The sequence below is a fragment of the bacterium genome, from assembly GCA_035527515.1.
GTDB lineage: Bacteria > B130-G9 > B130-G9 > B130-G9 > B130-G9 > B130-G9.
On the sequence record DATLAJ010000099.1, the window covers coordinates 1 to 20,876 of the forward strand.

Below are 20,876 nucleotides of genomic sequence, written 5' to 3' on the forward strand. Positions count from 1 at the left end.
CTTGCTCGACCTACGAGTGCGGCGGGGCGGCGCAGTTCGCGTGCATCGGAAATACTTACAGGTGCACCGGCGCGTTCAAGTGCTACACGGGATTCAACTGCACGGGAAGGTTTTCCTGCACAGGCACCTACAACCCCTAGAGGGAGCTGATATGAGGACAAGAAGAATCCTCTCTTTTTTCTCGGTCGCGCTTGGCCTCGCGCTGGTGTCCGTGCCGGGTTTTTGCGACTCAGTCGTGGAGCGCCCCCGATTCTGCGTCCTGCGCAGCCTCACGACCCACGCAGAATGGAACCAATTGCACCCTTGAACGGGAATGCTCTTGTTGTAGGGGCGGCCTGAACCGCCCCTACTGGACCTGGTTTGCAGGATGGCGTTGGGGATTACCAATGGCTGATACGGAGGGAACATGACACGAGTTGATGTTGAGAGGGTGGCGGCAAGCGTTGCGGATTGGCTGGGCTCTGAGGGCCCGCAATGGCCACACGTGGTCGAGGGGCGATTGATTAAGGCGGAGGGCCTCGACGTCGGCGATGCGAGCCGCGTGGTTGCCCGGACGCGGGGGATTATCGCGGAGAAAGTGATGCCGCCAATCACGAAGGTCGAGCTCTTCCTCACAGAGGACTGCACCAACCGCTGCGACTACTGCTTCGTTAAAGAGAAGCACGAGCACAACGTTATGTCGGTCGATACGGCGCTTCAGGCGGTCGATTGGCTGTTTTCGGTCTGCGGCGACGACGGCGAGATGCGGATACTCTTCTTCGGCGGCGAACCGCTTCTGAACTTCGAGGCGATCAAGGCGGTTGCTTTGAAGGCCGAACAGCTCGCCAAGGAGCACGGCAAGAACCTGAGCCTGGACATGACGACGAATGGCATTCCCGCAACGCAGGAGAAGCTCGAGTTCATGGCCGAGCACGGCATCAAGTTCCTTCTGAGCCTCGACGGTGACCGCGAGACGCACGACAGGTATCGACACCTCAAAAATGGCAAAGGCACTTATGACCTGGTCTCGCCTCGCCTGGCGGAGTTCAAGCGATACCAGCCGTGGATGGGCTCTCGTGTGACGGTTCAGCCAGACACGCTTGGCAAGCTCGCCGCGAACGTGAGGCACCTTCATTCTATCGGCGTCAATCAATTCATTATCGGGGCGGCGGACGGTGCCGAGTGGCCGCAGGAGCTCGTTGACGAATACACGAGGCAATGGGAGCAGGTCGCGGATTTCTATATCGAGACGAGGCGCAGGGGAGGGCATATCCGGATAACGGAGTTTGAGGAGCCGCTGGACGGCAGGCCGAACCTCACGCCGCTTTGGGGCTGCCAGGCGGGCCGGGACTCGGTCTGCGTCTCCTACAACGGGGACATTCATCCCTGCTCAAAGATGCTTTCGGTCTGTCGGAGCCAGCCGGTCTCTTATCTTGGGAACGTCTGGGACGGCATAACTGACGTCGATGAACGTGCGAACGTGATGTCAATCTGGCACCCGAGGCGGCCGAAGTGCGAGTCGTGCGACCTAGCCTGGATGTGCGCCGGAGGCTGCCCGGCCCTGAACTGGGAGGCCAGCGGCAGTGTGCACGTGCCCTCGGAGTTCGATTGCATGTTCAAGCACCACGAACACAATCTGCACAAGCGCATTGATCCCAAGTTGAAAGAGGCCGGCCTCTTTCAGCCCCCGAAGCATGGCAAAAAGCCGAAGCGCTACGCACCGCCGAGCACTTAGGGCGCACTACCCCCCGCTTGCTCTCTCTCCCCGAAAAATTGTGGTGCGCGGGCACCGCACTCCAAACTGGCCGCACACCATACCTTGATCCTGAATGCCATTGCCTGCTATCCTCTAGAAAACGGTTTTGATGATTCGGAATATGAGGCGCGGCTATGACTGATACTCCCTGGACAGTTATAGAGATTGACAAGGACGGCCTGGTCGAGCTCGACGGCAAAAAGACTGGCCATATAGATGTCGATGCCTTCTTGAAGGAGCCGAAGAACAAGGCATTTATCGAGGCATTCGAGATCGCGGGTCACGTCCGGCCACCGTTCAACCTTGAGGAGCTGTCAGAAGGCCAACCGGTGCCATCCTCTTTTGAGCGAGAGAGACTGATCAAAGAGGCGGCTGATTTCTGCTCCGAACACCACGAGACGTTCGGTCAGAATCTCTACGCATTACTGGCGAAGGCGAAATGCTCGTTTGAGGACAGCAAGCCTGGGCCACTCTGTTTGAAGCTGTTTGGCCTGGCCAAGGACATTCCCTGGGAATACTTACAGAAGGGGAATCTGCCGATCGCTGGAACGCACGGCATTGTCCGAATAGTGCCGGGTGAGCCCGAGGCGAAACCACCAACCGGCGATAGAAAACTAAGCGTCTTGTTCGCCTGCGCTGCCCCGCTGATGCTGAAACCAGAGCAGACGGAAGAGGAAGCCGCTGCGTCGCTTGATCCGCTGGACGTTCATGGCAGAATTCAATACTTGGAGGGGCAGAAACTGAAACTGGAGCTGAGGCTGGTCCCATTCGCGACTCGGTTGAGTCTGCTTGAGGGGCTGGACGGGAATCCGGCGGTATTCCACTTCGATGGTCATGGTTCTGAACGCGGGCTTGCCCTGGAGAAGGAGAACTGGTGTCTGGATACTCTCCCCAATGACGAGATTCAGGCCTATTTGACCAACGGAGGGATCCGTATCGCCGTGTTCGAGGCTTGTCTTTCCGCCCAGGCGCCCTCCGCACAAATCGGCGTAGTCGCTCCTTCGTGTCACATCAGCTCATGCGATGCCGCGCTGAAGGCTGGCCTGCTGGGAGTAGTTGCCATGCGAGCGAGCATATCGGTCTCGGCTGCGGATGAGTTCAGCAAGGCGTTCTATGGGGCACTTGCGAGGGGATGCACACCTTTGGAGGCCACGAAACACGCGAGGACAAGCATGAAAGCGTCGCATCAGGCTGAACACCGGGGTCGCGGTTATGAATGGGGCATACCCGGCGTCTATTGCCATGAGGACAGCCTGGGCAGTCTGTACTCCAGTGGATTCAAGAGCTGCGAGCCCGCAGTCAGATACATCAGGAAACCCGCAAGACTGGTCAACGTCCCGAACAGGGAGCAGAATTTCGTGGGTAGAAGGAAGGAGCTCGTAAAAATTGCAGCGCTAATCCAACAAGGCCACAAGACCCTTCTTCTAGGGCAGCGCGGCGTCGGAAAGACAACTGCCGCCGTTGAGGCGGCCCGACGCTTTTCATGCATTGGTCGTTTCAAAGAAGTCACCTGGGCAAGCGCGAGGTCTAAGCACGAGGGCGAGCACGCCGCTGATCTGACTGGTGGACTTCAAATAATTAGTGATAAGCCCGAGGAGTCGCTTTTCGGCTGGCTGGCTCGCGGCATATTCGGCGCCAAATGCACAACGGGCGATCCAGAGAAGCAGAAGGATGCTCTGATCAATTTCTTCGAACGTGATAGAAGTCCTCGGCTCCTCCTCCTCGACAATCTCGAGTCGCTACGTGAAAGCGACCTACTGGCTCGGTTCATCAGCGCTCTCCCGCCCCATGTTTCTGTGCTCGCAACTGCGACGGAGGCTCCGGGCGGTATTAGGTGGAAGAGAATCAACATCCCCTCGCTTCCGGAACAGGATATGGCCCGGCTTCTGGCTCAAGAGAGCATTTCAGGCCTCACCACGGGATCACCTCTGTTCTGGAGGGTGGTCAAGGCTGTGGCGGGGAATGGCATGGTTCTTAGGACCTTTGTTAGATACGCGGAAAGCGAGCCGGAGAGCCTCGAAGACGTAGTCAAGCACATGGAGAATCTAGAGGGTGACGTTCCCAAGCTCTATGAGTATATCTTCGGCAAGTTCTTCGGCACGTTGACCGAACCACAGACGCGCGCGTTTGGGACGATTTGTATGTTGGAGCCTGTTGCGCCCCGTAAACTAGTGGAGGGGATCAGCGGGTTTAGCGCGAACCAGCTGACGAAGGTCTTGGGATCGCTCGGGCGCGAAATGTGGACTAACCGGGGCCCACAGGGCGCAATTGCATACATGCCCTTTGAGCTGACCAGACGGGAGATGCTGACACGGCTTGACGGCCAGATGAAGCTCCGCGATGAACTCAGAGACCAGACCACGAGTATTCTGCTGGACGCGCTGAAAGGCCACGCAGAGATGGAGGAGGTCGCCAGAAGTAGCCTCTTCATGCTCGCCATCAACTGGATGAAAGAGCGCAAGATCGAGCCTGCCTATCACATCTGGGAGAGCCTATACGAGAGCTCTGGCGAAAAGGTCTCCGACTACAGGAGCGCCCTCGTCGCGGGCAACCTGACGTGTTGCTTGAATGACCTCCCAGCCTCGACTGAGGACAGGATAAATAACCTTAACCGAAGAATTGACCTTCTCTCTAGCGTTCTAAGCTTCATGGATAGGGACCGCTATCCGGAGGATTGGGCGCGGACGCAGAGCAATCTCGGGGCCGCTCACTCAGACCTTCCGAGTGCTACGGTCGAAGAGCGAGCGGCGAACCTGGAAGAAGCCCTGAAATGCTTTCGCGCGGCGCTCAAGGTCTATCAGAGGGATCGCTATCCCGAGCATTGGGCGGCTGTGCAGAACAACTTGGGGGAAACCTATCTAGTTCTTCCGTCTTCGAGTTCGCAGGAGCGAGCCAAGAACCTTAGACAAGCGATTAGATGCTGCCTTGCAGCGCTTGAAGTCAGAAAAAAGGATCACTATCCAAAAGAATGGGCGATGACGAAGAATAATCTCGCTGGCGCCTATTGCGCATTACCCACTTCGGGTCGTCAGGAGCTGGCGGCAAACATGAATGAAGCGGTGAGGTGCCTTCGGGCAGCGCTTAAGGTCTTTCAGAAGCAAGACTATCCGGAAGGTTGGGCGATGACGCAGAACAACTTGGGGGAAGCCTATCGGGTACTTCCGGCTTCGAGTCCGCAGGGGCGAGCCAAGAACCTTAGAAAAGCGATTAAATGCTATCGCGCAGCGCTTGAGGTCTATCAGAAAGATCGCTATCCAGAAGAATGGGCCGGTGCCCAGAATAACCTCGGGATTGCCTATAGGAATCTTCCCGCTTCCACTCCGGAGGAGAGCGGATCGAATTTGAGGGAGGCGATCGCCTGCTATCAGGCCGCCCTTGAAGTCTATCAGAAGGACCGCTACCCCGAGTATTGGGCGGCCACCCAGAATAACCTGGGAGGGGCTCATTCGAGGCTCGCGGATGGGGCAGTTGAGGAGCGAGAGGCAAACTCAGCAAAGGCGGTGGTGTTCTATTGTGCGGCACTCGAGGTGTACCGGCCGGACAGTTACCCTCATTACTGGTGCCATACGATGCACAATCTTGGCTTACTGAGCCTCCGAATGAAGCACATTGAAGCGGGCATGAAGTGCATTGCAGGGGCATACACGCACCGGCAGTTTCTTCCCGACCAAGGGACCCAACTCGCCGGGCTTTTCGAGAAGATCGGCCTGATGATCGACGACTTCATCGCGGACCTCGACAGCAAGCACGGCGGCCAGGACTGGATCAATGAATTGCCATAGACCGCAGCTCTTTCCCTCGATTAGTAGCTCAGGACGACCGCTTCCTGCACGCCTGCCCTGCCCTCCCCATCGCAGTTTATGGCGCGGATTGCATTGACGGTCTCTATGCGGAAGTCGCTGTAAAGTTCCCTGATGAACGGCGTATAGGAGTTGCTCAACATGCAGAGGCAGCCCTTTTCAGTCAAATGCCTAAACATGTTGGCGAGGTCGCGCTGGTCATCATCGCCAAAGCTGGCCGCCGTGTAGCTCCTGAAGCTCGCGGTCGAACTCAGCGGATGATATGGCGGGTCCAGATACACGAAGTCCCCTGGGCGGCAAAGGTCAACGACTGACCGGAAATCTCTGGCCTCGATGGTGGTGCCCTGAAGGGCTGAACTTGCAGCTCTAAGCACGTCCTCGTGCAGTATCTTGGGGTTCTTGTAACTGCCCATCGGGACGTTGAACTGGCCCTTTGCGTTCACCCTGTAGAGGCCGTTGTAGCAGGTCTTGTTCAGGTAGATGGTGCGTGCCGCCCTTTGCACATTGCTCAATTCAACGTTTTGCCTGTCGAGGTCTCGGATGGCGTAATAGTGCTCCCGATTGTGCCTCTCCTTGTGCGCCGCCAGAAGTGTTATGAGCTCTTCCAGATTGTCCCTGACAACCCTGTAGGCATTTATCAGCTCCTCGCTGTTGTCGAAGAGAAAGACCTCTTTGGGCAGGCGTCCCGTGTCCCAGAGGTGAAAGAAGACTGCGCCTCCGCCGAGGAACAGTTCAAAATATCGCTTGAAGTTGGTCGGGAGATACCGCTCAAACTGCGCGAGTAGCTGCTGTTTCCCTCCAGCCCACTTCATGAAAGGCCTCGCGCGTCTTAGGATGCGTCTGCCGTCCAGTTCCGCTGAGAGCCGTTGCTGTGAAGGAAGTCTAGAGGACATCATTTCGCCTCATATCAGCTGAGCTAAATCTACCAAAGAGAGCAGCAACGCATTCGGATTATGACATGAGCTAGTCAACCACAAATGCTCCTGCCGGGCAAGGCATCCCCGAGAACGAATTAGCCCGCCCGGCGTGATGGCGCTGTCGAATACCTCCGTCTCTTGACAAAGGTTGAGGCGCGGGCTTAGATTAGCTCCGCAGAAACGTCTGGTTGGAAGGATAGATCAGTTGCGCGCTTCGTGGCGTTCAGACGGCAGTTGCAGCGAGCGTCAGGGGCGTATTTTAGGGGAGCAAGTTGCCCGCGAAAGTCAATTTTGTTGTGAAAACCAACGATGCCTCGGCTGCCCAGATAAAAGCCGCTCTTAAGCAGGCCGACGTAACGGTCCGGGCGGTCGTTGAGGTCTATCGAGAAGAGGAGCCTGAAAAGCCCGCCGAGGATGTGCCTGAAGCCGAATGTCAGAAGGCTCGGAAGGTCTAAATCTGGCCGACTAGGAGCCTTGTTTCAGACAACCTTTTGGGGCGGAGCCTGGTGAAGATGGAAAGCAAAACAATAGTTCAGAATAGGTATCGCCTGGAAAAGCGTCTCGGACACGAGGCCGGCGGCGCCACTGGGACGGTTTATCTAGCCACAGACCTCCAATTGGAAGAGAAAGTAGCGGTCAAGCTCTTGAGGCCAGTATTCGCGTCCGACCGTGACCTCATCCGAGAATTGCGCAACAGCTTCGAGGGAATCGCCGCCATAAAACATCCGTCAATCGCGAGATACAGGGACTTTATTGTCTCGGGCGACCACCTTGCCATTGTGAGCGACTACTTTGACGGCCTGACGCTCGAGGATGTTCTGACAAAGCGCGGCCCACTTCCCTTTGAACTTGCCAAAGATTACATGCTCCAGCTGTGCACCGCGATGCAGCTAGCGCATTCGCACGGCGTTGGCCATTACGATCTGACCCGGCGGAACGTCATGATTGGAAAAAGCGGTGATCTGGTGCTCTGTGATATGGGTATCTCGAGGCGCCTCAAAGATTCGTTATTGCATTCGCCTGGCGGGAAGAAAGTTACAGGGCTCGACAGGGCGAGCCTTGTCGAGTATTTGCCTGCTGAACAGCGAGTCGGCAAACCTGCCTACCAGATTACTTGCGACATCTACGCAGCAGGGATACTGCTCCATGAGATGCGGACTGGCAAGTTCCCTGACCTGTCAGCGTACGCCAGAAAGGTGGCTAAAACGCCCGAGAAGCAAACCCTGGCCGAGAGGGAACTAGTGCAAACTGGCGAGTCCGCACCCGGCATCGGGAACTACATTGTCAGGAAGGCGCTGAGCTTCAAGCCCTGGCAGCGCTGGGAGAATTTCATCATCATGTCCTACGCTTTGGAGGGAAAGATACAGACCAGGTCCGCCCCGCTGGAGGCTCGCGGCTCGTTTGCGGCGCCCCTTACGAACAGACTTCTGAAGAGACGGATAGTTGGCTTTCTTCTCGTTGGACTCCTGCTGTTGGGTGCCATCTGGGGAATAGCTAAACTCATCGGCTTGATCCCCACAGATATTACCAGGCCTCGTGAGGCGCTGACCGAGTATCTCTCGGAAAATGTCGAACAGGGCAAGAAGGTTGAGACAGTGCCCAAGAAGCCTGAACCTCCGAAACCCAATCCAGGTCTGCATTTCGCCAACGCGAGAAAGCTGATCGCCGAGCGCAAGCTGGACGCAGCAGAGAAAGAGATTCTGACTGGGCTTGACCAAAAAGGTGACGCAGCCGTTGGCGGCGAGCTCCTGCGGCTTGTTCAGAAGCACAGAACCATCACTTCATTTCTAGAGCAGGCAAAGCTCCGCATTAAGAACGGCCAATTCGTTGAGGCGGGCGTTTTTTTGGACCAGGTTCTCCAGATGGCCCCAGAGAACCTCGAGGCGCCTGGCCTGAAGTCCGAAGTTGACAAGCGACAGAGCATCATTGCTTTACTTAAGAGGGCGAGGGAAGCGTTTGACAAGAAGGCGTTTACCACACCGGAGGCCGAGAGCGCCTACCATTTTGTGCAGGATGTTCTCGAGAAAGACCCCGGAAACAAGGATGCACTCGCCATCGTAACAGACCTAGTCAAAACATACACAAGCCCGGCCGATCGTTTTTTTGACTCTGGCGACTTCGGCAAGGCGCTGTTCTACTACCGGAAGGTGCTCTCGATAGACAAGGATAACCCTCACGCCATAAAGCGCGCCAATCTCTCGAGGGAGCGATACAGTGCCGAGCGTGCCAGACCCAAGCCAACGCCGGAAGACGAGCCTGTGTCAGCTTCAGGAAGTGTGGCCACAGTCGAGACAATGCGAAAGCCATGACCTCGACTTTCCGGCGGGACGGAGTTGAGATTTGATCTGGGGCAACGAACAAGTTTCTCACCGAAGCACCTTTGGCAGGCGCCGCTCGAAAAAACTAGTCGTGGAGTGAAGATGGCCACCACAAATGAAACAGCCGGCCATGGCGCATCGTTTAGCTACAGCAGAGCTGTGGTTTTCTTGCTGCTGCTCGGCTTGTTGCTCGCTTCCGTAGGCTGCAACTGCGAAATCGTCAGGAACATCTACTACCCCACGCCTATAACCCAGATGCGCCTGACCAACGCACCGGAGACCCCGGTCGCCGTTGTGTATGATTTCGTTGATGAGCGGTCTGGGTCCGTCAGGGGCAGCCCTTATCTCGATCTCTGGCTTGTGCCATACGTAACCTTCGAATTCCCACAGTTCCTCAAGGAGCCAGCGGAACGAGGCGCTTATGCGCCCTACGAGCCTTCTGACGAGAGCCCATTGCTGAGCGACCAGTTCAAGACCGTGCTCGAGAGGCATTTGGATGCGAAGAGCATCTTCCGCTTTCCCAAGCTCGACGCCGAGCTGTCTCCCGAAATGTCGCCACTCTTCGAGGTTTCCGGCGTCATACACAAGGTCACCGCTCGTGCCAACTACTCCCTTTTTGGACTGGGCCTTGTCCCTGGCCTCGTGCCATTGGGCGGTTTGATCAGCTACGTAGATTGCCGCTACATGGTGGATGTGGCTCTCGAGTGCCGCGACATAAAGGGAAAAGTCGTTGCGAAGCGGAACATCACTGGCAGAACCAAGCGGGCGATAGTCGGCAGCATCCCCGCCCTGACAGAGCCGGCCTACCTGAGGTTGCGGCCTCTTCAGGAGTTCTTGCAACCCCAGATTGAGACCTTTGCCAAGCAAATCCATGACGCGCTGGCGGACAAGGACGAGAGCTACTGGCGAGGGCTGATTGACGAGCGCAATGCACAATACACGAGAAGAATGGCCTCGAGCCGCGTCGCTGTCATCGAGCTGCGCCCGATCGGCGTTCGGCGGTCTCTCGGCGAATCATTGGCCAGGGTTGTGCGCAACACCCTCGCGAGCTCGCAGCGCGGAGTTATGAGTCAAGACGATATGGTCTCAAAACTGGGTGCTGAACTGCCCGCAAACTGCGATACGCCGGCCTTGTGGCAAGAGCTGGGGCGCAAGCTCGGCGCCTCGGAGCTGGTGGTCGGGACAGTTGAGAAACGTGACGCCGAATACATTATCGTGCTGAAGTTAATTGACGTCGGCTCTCTCCGCCCCGTGAACATAATCACCGCGAGCTGCGAGAGCGCATCCGAGCTCGAGCACACCGCCAGCGCTGCCACCCAGCGGCTATTGAGTAGGTAGCTCCAAGCTTGCCACTGGCGCTTTTAGCCTGCCGTTACTATTGACGAAACGCTCCGATGAGTTAAGGTTGAACTCAGGAGAGCTTCATGATGTATGGCCTGTTGAAATAACAGACGATTGGTTAGGGTTTGGAAGAGAATGACCAAAACATCGAGAAGCATCGAGGAGCGTAACAACGTATTCATTCGGTCGATTCGCCTCCGGAACCTCCTCTCCTTTGGCCCCGACAGCGAGGAAATAGAGCTCCAGCCCCTGAACGTCCTCATCGGGCCTAACGCATCAGGCAAGTCCAATTTCATTGCGGCGATCTCCTTGCTGAAGGCCGCACCGCGTGATCTTCTGGGCACACTCCGGCAGATGGGCGGCCTTGAGAATCTGGTCTGGAAGGGCGACAAGGCTCGGGACGGAATTCGTGTGCAGGCAAGCGTAAGTTATCCGCGCGGCGACAGTGATTTACGTTACGCCCTGAGATTCGAGCCCCTTCTTACCGACCCCGAATGGTGGGATGAATCGGTGGCAGAAGCGGAGGCGGCCAACGACCGCGACCACGGGCACTCTTTCTATTGGAGAAGCGTTGATGAGGCACACATCAGGATCAGGACCGACGACAAGTCACCTTTGGGTTCCGCAGCTGGGAGAGGAGAGAAGGTTCTGAGTCCCAGCGATTTCAGCGGACGGCAATCAATCCTATGCCAACGCAGAGACCCCGACGCATATCCTGAGATCACGTATCTGGCCGAGGAGCTGAAGGAAATACGCATCTTCAGCGAGTGGAGGCTGGGTCCGCAGAGCCCGGCTAGAATGCCCCAGAGGACGGATTTGCCCGGAGACTTCCTTCTTGAGGACGCGAGCAATCTAGCCAGAATGATTGACAGTTTCAGATTCAAGAAGGGTCTGAGAGAGGATATCCACAAACATCTGGGTAAGTTCGCTGATCACATGAATGAAGTCACCACCAAGATGGACTTTGGCACAGCAAGCGTTTACATCCAAGAATGGGACGGGAGGATGATTCCAGCTACTCAGCTGTCCGACGGCACGCTTCGCTATCTTTGCCTCCTTGTTATCCTTTGCCACCCCGAGCCGCCGCCGTTAATCTGTATCGAAGAGCCCGAACTAGATCTCCATCCGGACATAATTGGCGAGATTGCGGACCTGCTCGTTGAGGCGTCCAAGCGCACGCAGCTGATCGTAACGACGCACTCGGAGATTCTTGTTTCCGCTCTCTCCGAAACGCCGGAGTCTATCCTCGTTTGCGAGCAGGATGCTGGTGGGACAAAAATGCGGCGTCTGTCGCTTGATAAGCTCAAGGAGTGGCTGAAGGAGTATTCGCTGGGCGATCTCTGGGCGATGGGTGAAATCGGTGGCAGTCGATGGTAAAGGAGGTCAGGGTTTATGTTGAGGGTGGCGGCGACCGGCGCAATGACCGACGGAATCTGAAGCGTGGCTTCAGCCAATTCCTGAATGACATCCGGCAGAACGCACGATTACGAGAGATCAGATGGTCTGTCGTGGCATCTGGCAACAGGAGCCAGACATACCGAGCTTTCGGACATGCAAGACAGCAACACCCTGACGCATTCAATGTTCTGCTGGTCGATTCAGAAGGCCCTGTCCAACCTAATACCCCGTCTTGGAAGTATCTTCATGACAGGGAATATGACAAGTGGGAGCTCAGTGCTCAATATGAGCCGAACTGCCACTGATGGTGCAGACGATGGAGGCCTGGTTCGTCGCGGACAAGGACGCCCTAAGCCGTTTCTACGGGCAAGGCTTTCGCAAAACAGCGCTTCCCAGAAATCCCAAAGTAGAGGAAATCAACAAGGATGAGCTCAACAGCTCTTTGAGTAAGGCAACAAAGAACACGAAGGCAGGGGAATATCACAAGACACGTCACGGGCCCAAGATACTCGAACTGCTTGATGCGGCCGAAGTGCGCGACGCGGCGCCTCACTGTGAGCAGCTGTTCCAGGTTCTCGAAAAACAGGTTGGCATCTCAACCGAATGAACGCGAGAGCCGCGTGTCCGTCGGCCTATTGCGGTTAATTGCCTACGCACGGGTCACCTCTCATCGTTGTCTTACGTCCTTGTTATGCCTTATGGCACTCTTCACAATCGCGCTAGTTCCGATAAAATACTGCCCCTGGTTGGCGTGCAAGTCAATTCCCTGAAGGGTCGAACACGCGCCGAATCCCGATTGAGGTCAAATATCAAAGAAGAATTGACCCCCACCGCGACACGCTCGGGCTGAGAGCCTTCTTAGAGAAAACGGTCTATAACGCCCCATTCGGCATACTCGTTACCATGCTGGACGGCGTCGAAATCCCCGATCCCCGCATCGTGGCCCTGCCGCTCAGCAGCCTGCTGCTCATCACGTAGGGCTCATAGAATACGTGGCGACCCGCCGATTGTTTGTTGCCTGGACAGGGTTGCTTTGATCGAGATTGGCGGCTAGTATTACATCGGAGTTGATGCTCTTTCTGCAATTGAACTCAACAGGGAGGAATAGCATGAAGGTTGTGGCATTCAACGGAAGTCCGAGAAAGAATGGGAACACATCTCTTCTCGTCAACTACGTGTTTGAGGAGCTGAAAAAAGAGGGCATCGAAACTGAGACGGTGCAGGTCGGGGGCAAGATGCTGCGAGGCTGCACGGCTTGCTATCAGTGCTATACGAACAAGGACAATCGCTGCGTTATCGAGGGGGATGAGGTCAATCAATACATCGAGATGATGATGGAGGCAGACGGGATCATTCTCGCCTCGCCGGTCTATTTCACAGACGTTACGGCGGAGATGAAGGCGCTCATCGACCGAGTCGGATTCGTCACAAGGGGGAATGGCAGCTTACTCAAGCGCAAAGTTGGCGCTGCGGTCGTGGCGGTCCGAAGAGGCGGACAGTTGCACACGTTCGATACGCTTAACCACTTTTTCTTGATTAGTCAGATGATCGTGCCGGGTTCGATCTACTGGAACTTCGGCGTTGGCCGCAACATTGGTGACGTTCATCAAGACGAGGAGGGCGTGAAGACGATGAGGACGCTCGGTCAGAACATGGCCTGGCTGCTGAAGAAGATCGGCGCCTGATGGTTCTCGCATTCACGTGAAGAGATAGGAACCATTCCTAATATGATAACTGTTCTTATGTAGAAGTCAGATACCCTTAAGCCAGAATTTGAAATCAACCATAACGAGGAGAACCAGATGGGAAAGACAGAAGAGAACCTAAAGGCCGCATTTGCCGGCGAGTCGCAGGCGCGGAATAAGTACACCTACTTCGCGAGTGTTGCGAGAAAGGCGGGGCTACATTACGTCGCCAAGGCCTTTGAGGAATCAGCCGAGAATGAGAAGCAGCACGCCAAAGACGAGTTCAAACTTCTGAATGGCATCGGTGACACGGTGGCGAATCTGAACGAGGCGATTGATGGCGAGCATTACGAGACGACTGACATGTATCCAACCTTCGCAAAAGAGGCGGAGGAAGAGGGTGACATGGCGGCGGCCAATCTCTTCCGGCAGATAGCGAAGATCGAGAAGCACCACCGGGATAGATACAAAGCGCTCCTTGCTATGCTCGAGAGCGGGACACTCTACAAGCGGGATGAGCCGGTCAACTGGAAGTGCAGCGTCTGCGGCTTCGTATATAACGGCACAGAGCCTCCGCCGAAGTGCCCCTGCTGCAAGCATTCGAAGGAGTATTACGAGCCTGAGGACGTTTCGTTCTTTTAGAGAATCCATGTGAGGGCATTGCGAGATGGCGATATATGAATGCAGCGTCTGCGGACACATCTTCGACGAGGAGAAGGAAGGTAAGAAGTGGGGTGATCTGCCAGACGATTGGTCTTGCCCGATCTGCGAATCCCCCAGGCCGTATTTCAGGCTACAGGGGCAAGGGTCTCCGCAGGAAGAGCCTGCGGCGTCGGACGAGCCGCAACGGTCTAGCGTGAGTCCTGATGACTACCTCTCTGAGTGGCGCAGGCACTCCGATCAGCTGGAGAGCCACATGTCGGATATCCACGAGATCGCGAGGAGCGGCGAGTCCATACACGAGCCGATGAGGTCCAGGAAGCCGGTTGTGTCGTGGGACGACATCCTCATAAAGGGCGCCCAGCTCGCAAGGATACCTCTGAACGATGATGACCTCGTCAACGCCAAGACGATAATCGGCCCCAGGGCGAAGAAACCACTCGTAATCGAGACGCCGATCTACGTCACCCACATGTCCTTTGGCGCGCTGTCCAAGCGGGTCATAACCGCGCTAGCCAAGGGGAGCGCCTCGGTCAAGACGGCGATGTGTTCTGGCGAGGGCGGCATCTTGCCTGAGTCGATAGAAAACGCCCACAAGTTCATCTTCGAATACGTGCCAAATGAGTACAGCTTCACGGAAGAGAACCTGAGAAGGGTGGACGCCATCGAGATCAAGATAGGCCAATCCGCCAAGCCCGGCATGGGTGGCCATCTGCCGGCCGCGAAGGTTACTGATGAAATCGCAGCGCTAAGGAGCCGTCCGCGAGGCGCGGATATCCTCAGCCCCTCGCGGTTCCATGACATAAGGAACAGGGATGACCTCAGGAAGAAGGTCAACACGCTGAGAGACAAATCGGGCGGAAAACCGATCGGCATCAAGCTCGCCGCCGGAAATATCGAGGCGGACCTCGACGTTGCGCTCTACGCGGAGCCGGACTTCATCACGCTCGATGGTCGGGCAGGCGCGACGGGTTCTGCCCCGAAGTTCGTGAAGGATTCGACGTCGATCCCCTGTATATTCGCGCTGTTCCGCGCGAGAAAATTCCTGAATGAGAAAGGCGCGAGGGACGTCTCGCTTCTGATAACGGGCGGCCTGCGTATCTCGTCGGACTTCGCTAAGGCCATTGCCTTAGGCGCTGACGCCGTAGCTATCGGAACGGCCGCGCTGATGGCGTGCGGATGTCAGCAGCACAGAATCTGCGGGACGGGCAAGTGTCCCGTTGGCATAACGACCCACGACCCAAACTTAACGCAGCGCCTCGACATCGACGAATCCGCCAGGCGCCTCTCAAACTTCCTCAGGGTGTCAACTGACGAGCTAAAGACTTTCGCCAGGCTCACCGGCAACGACGACGTACATAAGCTCTCGATGCTCGACATCTGCACGACGAATTCAGAGATATCAAACCACACCGACATCGAGCATGTGTGATTACCTGCGCATTTGACAGTCAGCTCATTAGGCATGAAATGCATCAAGATCAATGTCTGAAGAAACTCATCCATTGCCTCAGTTTGGTAAGCGCCAACTGAAGGTATTCATTTCTGGAGTTGTCGGTGAGTTTAGGTCAGAGCGCATCGCTCTTGCTGATCTAATTCGCTGCAACTTAAAGATGGCACCGCTGCACTGCGAAGACCCAGCCTTCGCAGAGGAGGACGAAAAGCCTCAGCACGCATGTTTGAGAGGGGTTGACGAGGCTGACATCTGTCTATTCTTGTTTGGCATCAGCGACGGATTTCTGGGCACCAAATCGGGCCTTTCACCAACAGAGGAGGAGTTCCGAACTGCCTTTGAAGCAAAGAAGAGAAACATATACTGCGTCAAGGATACATCTGCTCAGCGGCAGCCGGGGATGCAGCGCATCATTGACGAAGTTGGCGGCTATGAAGACGGCAAATGGTGTCAATACTTCAAGGACGAGACTGATTTGCTTCAGAGGGCATCCGGCCGGCTTAGGGAAATGAAGGATACCTGGGACTTCTCAAATGAGATAGTTGATACGTTTTTCGTTATCAGAATGGCAGTCCAGTATTATGCTCAGCGCGATCTGTCTCCTGAACTGCTTTCTAAAGGACGGAGGATACTCTTAGGAATCACGGGCCTGGATGAACTACCTCCAATACTTGCCCTTGCGGCCAATCGTTTGGAGTGGCGACATGAACCAGATTATTCTCTTGCTGATGAGAATCGTCTACTGGGCCCCATAGACGAGGAAGTCTATAATGCCCACAAAGGATATGCTGACGACGACAACAGGAAAGAGAATTTCACAATCAGCATACGCAACGTAAGGCGCTTGATCGAGATATCAACAAAGGAGCGGGTAAGGAATGCTGATGTAAACGGGGGTCTTATGGGCTGGCTCAAGGAGTGTATGGGGGTTCCCAGACGGTTGAGCTGGCACTTCGGGATCATGGACCGCAAGCCCGCTCGGTTGCCGGATTGGCAAAGTATATTATATGACGAGCCTGGGGATCACCAATGTAAGGACTGATGTATAGGTCCGCCCAATCCCCTGAAAGGGGATAATATGGGTAGCCCCGTGTGAAACGCGGGGTGACCGGCAGCCCTCACAAGTCCTCGGCCCTGAAGGGGTCGAACAACCGCCGAATCGCTCCTGCCCGCCTCATATATGCTCTGCGATCCAAAGCTGGAACGAGGCGGAGACCGCATTGCCGGGAGAGCATAGACTGGCGATAATGAGGCTTGCGGCCTCCGTGCCTTTCCTACTCGCTCCCTCTCGCTCCCGGTCGCAGCACTATTTCAGCAGCTGTTTCAGCGCTGCGATGAACCTCTCGTTCTGCTCCTGAGTCCCTATCGTAACCCTGAACTTGGTCGTGTAGCCCCAGGCAGCCATCGGGCGGACAATCACACCCCGCCTCAACAGCTCATCGTAGAGCCTGACACAGTCCTGCCCGACATCGACGAGGATGAAGTTTGCGCTCGTTGGGACGTACTCGAGGCCCATCTCGGCAAACGCGCTGTAGAGGTATTTCTTCCCCACCTCATTCGTCTCCCGGCTCATCCTAACGTGTTCCTCGTCTGAGAATGCCGCAAGAGCCGCAACCTGCGCAAGCCGATTGACATGAAACGGCCGCCTTATGCGATCGATGGCATCGACGAGCCAGGAAGGCGCAGCGCCGTAGCCTATGCGCAGTCCTGCCAGGCCGTATATCTTGCTGCACGTTCTCAGAATGGCGATATTGCGCCCAGCCCGCATGAACTTCATCGTGTCCGGAAACGTCCCATCAACGTTGTACTCGAAGTAGGCCTCGTCCATGACCACAACCGTGTTGTCTGTAACGCGGCTCATGAACCTGTCGATCTCGGTCTGTCCAACGAGCACGCCCGTCGGGTTGTTGGGATTAGCGATATAGACCACCTTGGTCCTGTCGGTGATCGCGTCCGCCATCGCATCGAGGTCCACCGCGTAGTCCTTCAGCGGAACCGCAACAATCTTCGCGCTGCACGCCGCCGCCACGATCCGATACATGATGAACGAAGGCTCCGCAAAGATGACCTCATCCCCCTCGGCAAGAAGCACAGTGCCGATAAGCTCGATCAGCTCGGTCGAACCGCTCCCAGTCAGAACGTTTCCCATCGGGACGCCAAAACGTTCTGCAAGCGATTCTTTTAGGCGAAAGCTGCCTCCGTCGGGGTAGAGGTAAACGCTATCTGCGGCTTGCCGTATGGCCTCGACCGCTTTCTTCGAGGCGCCGAGAGGGTTTTCATTTGACGCGAGCTTCACCACGTCAGTGAGGCCGAGTTCGCGCTGAACCTCCTCGATCGGCTTGCCGGGCTTATATGGACGGACAGTCAGTATATTGGGTCTAACCAACCGTGTGCTAAAGTCAACCTCCGAATCTGACATCGCTACAACCTCGTCCTAGTGCGTTCCGAAATCAACTGATTTGAAAAACAACTTTCCCCCGCAAGATGAGCTAGGCAAGCTGTGCCGAGCTCAGCCTATCGGGATAACCGTCTTGCCATAGTGTTCGTTGATGACTTGCGCCATCGCCAGATAAACAGCGGAGCCGCCGCAGATTATCCCCTCCCAGCCCGCGAGCTTCTTCAACCAAGCAGCCCCCATCGCATCACCAGCAGCCAGAAGCCAGAACAGAATGAACAGCGAACAGAACACGAACCTCAGCGCAAACGGCGCCTTCTTGGTCGCTATAAACATGCAGAAGGTGAACAGACCCCACATGAAGAGATAAGCCACCATCGCGCCGTCCGTCGGGCCAGCCTTCCAGATGCCCATATTGGGCGCAACAAGCAGAAACACCAGGCTCATCCAGAAAAGGCCGTATGAGCAGAATGCAGTCAAGCCAAACGTGTTGCCCTTCTTGAACTCCAGAAGGCCAGCAAATATCTGCGCAAGCCCCCCGTAGAAAATCCCCATCGCGAGGATCATCGTGTCCATCGGATAGAACCCCGCGTTGTGGATGTTCAAGAGAACCGTCGTCATCCCAAATCCCATCAATCCCAATGGTGCTGGGTTCGCAAGCTTCTCAGCCATGTTCCCTCCTAGTTTATGCGCGTCGCATCAACAAAAATTAAGATGCCCAAGATAGCACGCAAGCCGATTCTTCGTCAAGCACAAGTCGCCGCCCACTATCCGATACATGATGAACGAAAGCTCAGCGAAAACGTCCTCGTCACCCTCCGCAAGAAGCACTTAGCCCATCAGCGCGCACCATACCTTGATCCTGAGTGCTATTGCCTGTTATCCTCATAGAAAACGGTTTTAGCGATCGGAATATGAGTCGCCGGGGTAGCATTCTCTGCCCTGATAACTTCCAGCGTGTATGTAATCGTCCTAAACGCCTCGTCCGGCGTTAGCCCGGAGTTGCAGTCGCTGCCAGCCACCGGATCGACGTAGTAGTCAACCGCTAAGACCCAAGTCGCGCTACAGACGACCAGAACACAAATCGCCAATAAAAGCAGAAAGGTTTCTTTTCTCATCATCACACCTCCTCGTTGGTCTTTTCGGCCTTCTTCTTCGGGGGAGTGCCAGCTCCTCCGTCCTTGGCGCCCGCCACCGTGAACTGATCAAAGGAGATGGGGCCGATGGGACGGAAGGGGCGGAACTGGCCGGTGAGGGAGAGCGTCGTGGCTCCGCCACTACTGCAAGTAGTCCCATTTCCGCCCGGCGTAAAGCTGCACTGATAGCCTATCAAAGAAGTGATTCGCCATTCTCCGCTCCTCTAGCATCATTTCCTGCATCATTCTCTGTTCCTCTAGCATCTTTGCCCGCTCCCTGGCGCTGAGCAGGCTCACCAGCCTGTTGTCATTCCGAAAACCGCTACGAGTCGCGGACGGTGCGTCTGTAAAACCCGCCAACCCGGTGGGATCGGTTACGTGCATGCCGTATTCATCGCGGATTGCGACCAGCTCTTCTATCATCTTGACGTGAACAGCCACCTTCCCACCCTCACTAGATTGCACGAGAACGCATGCTGGCTGAGCAGAGATCACGACGATGATCCCAACGTCCTTGAATGCTCTGACGATGATCCCTTGCTGCATCAGCACGAGAATACAAGAGCTCCAGACGTCATCAAACTTGACGTAGGGGTAACTCCTCACTTGTCCCTGCCTTATTTGCCGGGATTGGGGAACCACAAGGTCGCGGAAATCACATTCATATAGATTGTCCAATCGCATCCGGACCTCCCAATGGCGACGATAGTATTCAGGGGCAAAGCGAGAATACTCGGGGGCAAAGAGCAGCTGATCTAACGGTGCGTTGACCTTGGGGGGGCCGCAACTCGACAGCACACAGAGAAGGAGGTAGGGCAGGATCAGAATGGAGATTCGTTGAGGCAAGCTCTATTTCCCGGAGAGACGTCGGTCCAATTCATCGAAAAACACGCTGTCGATTGCCCCCGCGTAGTAACCACTTCTGGTCCTGGCGAACACGTAAACGAACGTCCTACCCTGGCTGTGTTCGGCCGGCAGGACAATGTGCACCTGTACGAATACTTTTTCTTCCGTCTTATGTGCCGTGAGTTTCTTTATTCTGTCAGGCGTAAGACTGAACACAATCAGGCCAGAATCATGGTTCATTGTGACGTAGGCGCCCTTGAATACGGTTACGACTTCCGTCACAGCGTGCCAGGTTCTCTCGAAGGACGTCGAGATTGTCCGCTCTATCTGAGCGGGGTTATCTGACTTGGGAATGTGAGCGCAGCCTAAACCAAGCAGAAACGCCAAGAGTATGAAGCAGGCTGTTCGCCGTTCCTTGCTCATCGCTCCTTCTTAGTTCTACTACTCTCGCCATCGTTCCTGCTATCTCCTTCTTGCGCCATTTCCTTCAGTCTCTTCTGCAGTCTCTCGATCCTCTCCTCAACAGAAGGGCGCGATTCGCCTTCCACCACATATTGAGGCGCCGGCGTTGTACTTTCTATTTCAGCCTTCATGATCATCTCTTCCACGCCAGGATATATGCTGTAAGCCGCCTCGTATTCCGTCTTGGCTTTCTCCGATTCGCCTCGATATTGGTAAATGCCCATGAGTCCAAGATGAGCGGACACGAGGATCGCGGGGTCCTTACTCAGCTCAATTGCTTTGCTGAATTCACGGATGGCTGTGTCCTTGTAGTGCTGCCTGTAGATCTGCCCAAGGCTCAGATGCACGGCGGCGTTGTCGGGCTCAATCTGGGAGGCTTCCCACAGTATCAGAGAAGCCGACCTCAAGTCAGGTGCTGAGCGCCTCTGATACGCCAGAGACAATAGGAGGCGAGCCCTAATGTGTTTGGAGTCGATGGCCAACACCTTCCTGAACTCACCGACTGCCGATTCCACATCGTCTTCGGAGAGGTAGATTCTGCCCAATTCCATCCGGGCGTCCACGTCATTAGAGGCAATCTCAAGGCGCTTCCTCAACTCTGTGGTTCTCTCTTCGGCCCCGTGGTCCGTGAGAAGCGTCGGAGGACGCGCTTCAGTTTTGGTGTGAGAGCACGCCAGCGCCAACGCACTTGCCATGCCAATCAGGGCAACCCAGCCGAGGCGCGCCATCC

20 protein-coding genes are annotated in these 20,876 nt (G+C 55.8%); 13 read left to right on the forward strand and 7 right to left on the reverse strand.

The features are described 5' to 3' along the window. The first annotated feature begins 151 nt into the window (after positions 1-151). The 3 genes from VM163_07370 (at position 152) to VM163_07380 (ending at position 5,517) form a co-directional block, all read left to right on the forward strand. Complete coding sequence (locus tag VM163_07370) at positions 152-307, forward strand: hypothetical protein (protein ID HUT03692.1); 156 nt, start codon at positions 152-154, stop codon at positions 305-307. A gap of 99 nt (positions 308-406) precedes the next feature. Continuing rightward, the gene (locus VM163_07375; GenBank protein HUT03693.1) at positions 407-1,714 is read left to right on the forward strand and encodes a radical SAM protein; all 1,308 of its coding nucleotides are present in this window, start codon (positions 407-409) and stop codon (positions 1,712-1,714) included. A gap of 155 nt (positions 1,715-1,869) precedes the next feature. After that, a complete protein-coding gene (locus VM163_07380) occupies positions 1,870-5,517 on the forward strand; it encodes a CHAT domain-containing protein (protein ID HUT03694.1) in 3,648 nt (1,215 codons plus the stop codon). A 20-nt stretch (positions 5,518-5,537) separates the two neighbouring features. Here VM163_07380 and VM163_07385 read toward each other — a convergent pair whose 3' ends face one another. Beyond that, entirely contained in the window at positions 5,538-6,347 is an 810-nt protein-coding gene (locus VM163_07385; protein ID HUT03695.1) for a DNA adenine methylase, read from the reverse strand. A gap of 377 nt (positions 6,348-6,724) precedes the next feature. Here VM163_07385 and VM163_07390 point away from each other — a divergent pair, with 377 nt between their 5' ends. From VM163_07390 to VM163_07435, 10 genes are all read left to right on the forward strand, one after another. Next, on the forward strand, positions 6,725-6,907 hold the full coding sequence (locus tag VM163_07390; protein ID HUT03696.1) for a hypothetical protein: 183 nt from the start codon (positions 6,725-6,727) through the stop codon (positions 6,905-6,907). A gap of 57 nt (positions 6,908-6,964) precedes the next feature. Further along, positions 6,965-8,761, forward strand: a complete 1,797-nt coding sequence (locus VM163_07395) for a serine/threonine-protein kinase (GenBank protein HUT03697.1) — start codon at positions 6,965-6,967, stop codon at positions 8,759-8,761. A 111-nt stretch (positions 8,762-8,872) separates the two neighbouring features. Beyond that, positions 8,873-10,108: a hypothetical protein gene (locus VM163_07400; protein ID HUT03698.1), complete on the forward strand. Its 1,236-nt coding sequence runs from the start codon at positions 8,873-8,875 to the stop codon at positions 10,106-10,108. Positions 10,109-10,246: 138 nt separating this feature from the next. Continuing rightward, positions 10,247-11,488 (forward strand): AAA family ATPase, encoded by a 1,242-nt coding sequence (locus VM163_07405; protein HUT03699.1) that lies wholly within the window; start codon positions 10,247-10,249, stop codon positions 11,486-11,488. Beyond that, positions 11,482-11,814 carry a hypothetical protein gene (locus VM163_07410; GenBank protein HUT03700.1) on the forward strand — a complete coding sequence of 111 codons (333 nt, stop codon included), beginning with the start codon at positions 11,482-11,484 and terminating at the stop codon, positions 11,812-11,814. The genes VM163_07405 and VM163_07410 overlap by 7 nt, the downstream gene beginning before the upstream one ends. Then, positions 11,814-12,116, forward strand: coding sequence for a DUF4276 family protein (locus VM163_07415; protein ID HUT03701.1), 303 nt, complete (start codon positions 11,814-11,816; stop codon positions 12,114-12,116). The genes VM163_07410 and VM163_07415 overlap by 1 nt, the downstream gene beginning before the upstream one ends. Before the next feature lie 502 nt (positions 12,117-12,618). Then, entirely contained in the window at positions 12,619-13,194 is a 576-nt protein-coding gene (locus VM163_07420; protein HUT03702.1) for a flavodoxin family protein, read from the forward strand. Positions 13,195-13,311: 117 nt separating this feature from the next. Next, positions 13,312-13,836 carry a ferritin family protein gene (locus VM163_07425; GenBank protein HUT03703.1) on the forward strand — a complete coding sequence of 175 codons (525 nt, stop codon included), beginning with the start codon at positions 13,312-13,314 and terminating at the stop codon, positions 13,834-13,836. Positions 13,837-13,861: 25 nt separating this feature from the next. After that, positions 13,862-15,286, forward strand: a complete 1,425-nt coding sequence (locus tag VM163_07430) for a glutamate synthase-related protein (protein ID HUT03704.1) — start codon at positions 13,862-13,864, stop codon at positions 15,284-15,286. Between the two features lie 52 nt (positions 15,287-15,338). After that, the gene (locus tag VM163_07435) at positions 15,339-16,349 is read left to right on the forward strand and encodes a DUF4062 domain-containing protein (protein HUT03705.1); all 1,011 of its coding nucleotides are present in this window, start codon (positions 15,339-15,341) and stop codon (positions 16,347-16,349) included. 264 nt (positions 16,350-16,613) lie between these two features. Here the strand turns inward: VM163_07435 and hisC are convergent, their stop codons facing one another. From hisC to VM163_07465, 6 genes are all read right to left on the reverse strand, one after another. Further along, positions 16,614-17,726: a histidinol-phosphate transaminase gene (gene hisC, locus VM163_07440; protein ID HUT03706.1), complete on the reverse strand. Its 1,113-nt coding sequence runs from the start codon at positions 17,724-17,726 to the stop codon at positions 16,614-16,616. Positions 17,727-17,816: 90 nt separating this feature from the next. Further along, positions 17,817-18,374, reverse strand: a complete 558-nt coding sequence (locus VM163_07445) for an acetate uptake transporter (GenBank protein ID HUT03707.1) — start codon at positions 18,372-18,374, stop codon at positions 17,817-17,819. A 197-nt stretch (positions 18,375-18,571) separates the two neighbouring features. Continuing rightward, positions 18,572-18,823, reverse strand: coding sequence for a hypothetical protein (locus VM163_07450; GenBank protein HUT03708.1), 252 nt, complete (start codon positions 18,821-18,823; stop codon positions 18,572-18,574). A 156-nt stretch (positions 18,824-18,979) separates the two neighbouring features. Continuing rightward, positions 18,980-19,522: a hypothetical protein gene (locus VM163_07455; protein ID HUT03709.1), complete on the reverse strand. Its 543-nt coding sequence runs from the start codon at positions 19,520-19,522 to the stop codon at positions 18,980-18,982. 165 nt (positions 19,523-19,687) lie between these two features. After that, a complete protein-coding gene (locus VM163_07460) occupies positions 19,688-20,107 on the reverse strand; it encodes a hypothetical protein (protein HUT03710.1) in 420 nt (139 codons plus the stop codon). Further along, positions 20,104-20,874, reverse strand: coding sequence for a hypothetical protein (locus tag VM163_07465; GenBank protein HUT03711.1), 771 nt, complete (start codon positions 20,872-20,874; stop codon positions 20,104-20,106). The genes VM163_07460 and VM163_07465 overlap by 4 nt, the downstream gene beginning before the upstream one ends. Positions 20,875-20,876: the final 2 nt, after the last annotated feature.

Coding starts and splice junctions, on each gene's coding strand:
- VM163_07370 (HUT03692.1), top strand. CDS start 152: ATGAGGACAAGAAGAATCCTCTCTTTTTTCTCGGTCGCGCTTGGCCTC.
- VM163_07375 (HUT03693.1), top strand. CDS start 407: ATGACACGAGTTGATGTTGAGAGGGTGGCGGCAAGCGTTGCGGATTGG.
- VM163_07380 (HUT03694.1), top strand. CDS start 1,870: ATGACTGATACTCCCTGGACAGTTATAGAGATTGACAAGGACGGCCTG.
- VM163_07385 (HUT03695.1), bottom strand. CDS start 6,347: ATGAAGTGGGCTGGAGGGAAACAGCAGCTACTCGCGCAGTTTGAGCGG.
- VM163_07395 (HUT03697.1), top strand. CDS start 6,965: ATGGAAAGCAAAACAATAGTTCAGAATAGGTATCGCCTGGAAAAGCGT.
- VM163_07400 (HUT03698.1), top strand. CDS start 8,873: ATGGCCACCACAAATGAAACAGCCGGCCATGGCGCATCGTTTAGCTAC.
- VM163_07405 (HUT03699.1), top strand. CDS start 10,247: ATGACCAAAACATCGAGAAGCATCGAGGAGCGTAACAACGTATTCATT.
- VM163_07410 (HUT03700.1), top strand. CDS start 11,482: ATGGTAAAGGAGGTCAGGGTTTATGTTGAGGGTGGCGGCGACCGGCGC.
- VM163_07415 (HUT03701.1), top strand. CDS start 11,814: ATGGTGCAGACGATGGAGGCCTGGTTCGTCGCGGACAAGGACGCCCTA.
- VM163_07420 (HUT03702.1), top strand. CDS start 12,619: ATGAAGGTTGTGGCATTCAACGGAAGTCCGAGAAAGAATGGGAACACA.
- VM163_07425 (HUT03703.1), top strand. CDS start 13,312: ATGGGAAAGACAGAAGAGAACCTAAAGGCCGCATTTGCCGGCGAGTCG.
- VM163_07430 (HUT03704.1), top strand. CDS start 13,862: ATGGCGATATATGAATGCAGCGTCTGCGGACACATCTTCGACGAGGAG.
- VM163_07435 (HUT03705.1), top strand. CDS start 15,339: ATGTCTGAAGAAACTCATCCATTGCCTCAGTTTGGTAAGCGCCAACTG.
- hisC (HUT03706.1), bottom strand. CDS start 17,726: ATGTCAGATTCGGAGGTTGACTTTAGCACACGGTTGGTTAGACCCAAT.
- VM163_07445 (HUT03707.1), bottom strand. CDS start 18,374: ATGGCTGAGAAGCTTGCGAACCCAGCACCATTGGGATTGATGGGATTT.
- VM163_07450 (HUT03708.1), bottom strand. CDS start 18,823: ATGATGAGAAAAGAAACCTTTCTGCTTTTATTGGCGATTTGTGTTCTG.
- VM163_07455 (HUT03709.1), bottom strand. CDS start 19,522: ATGCGATTGGACAATCTATATGAATGTGATTTCCGCGACCTTGTGGTT.
- VM163_07460 (HUT03710.1), bottom strand. CDS start 20,107: ATGAGCAAGGAACGGCGAACAGCCTGCTTCATACTCTTGGCGTTTCTG.
- VM163_07465 (HUT03711.1), bottom strand. CDS start 20,874: ATGGCGCGCCTCGGCTGGGTTGCCCTGATTGGCATGGCAAGTGCGTTG.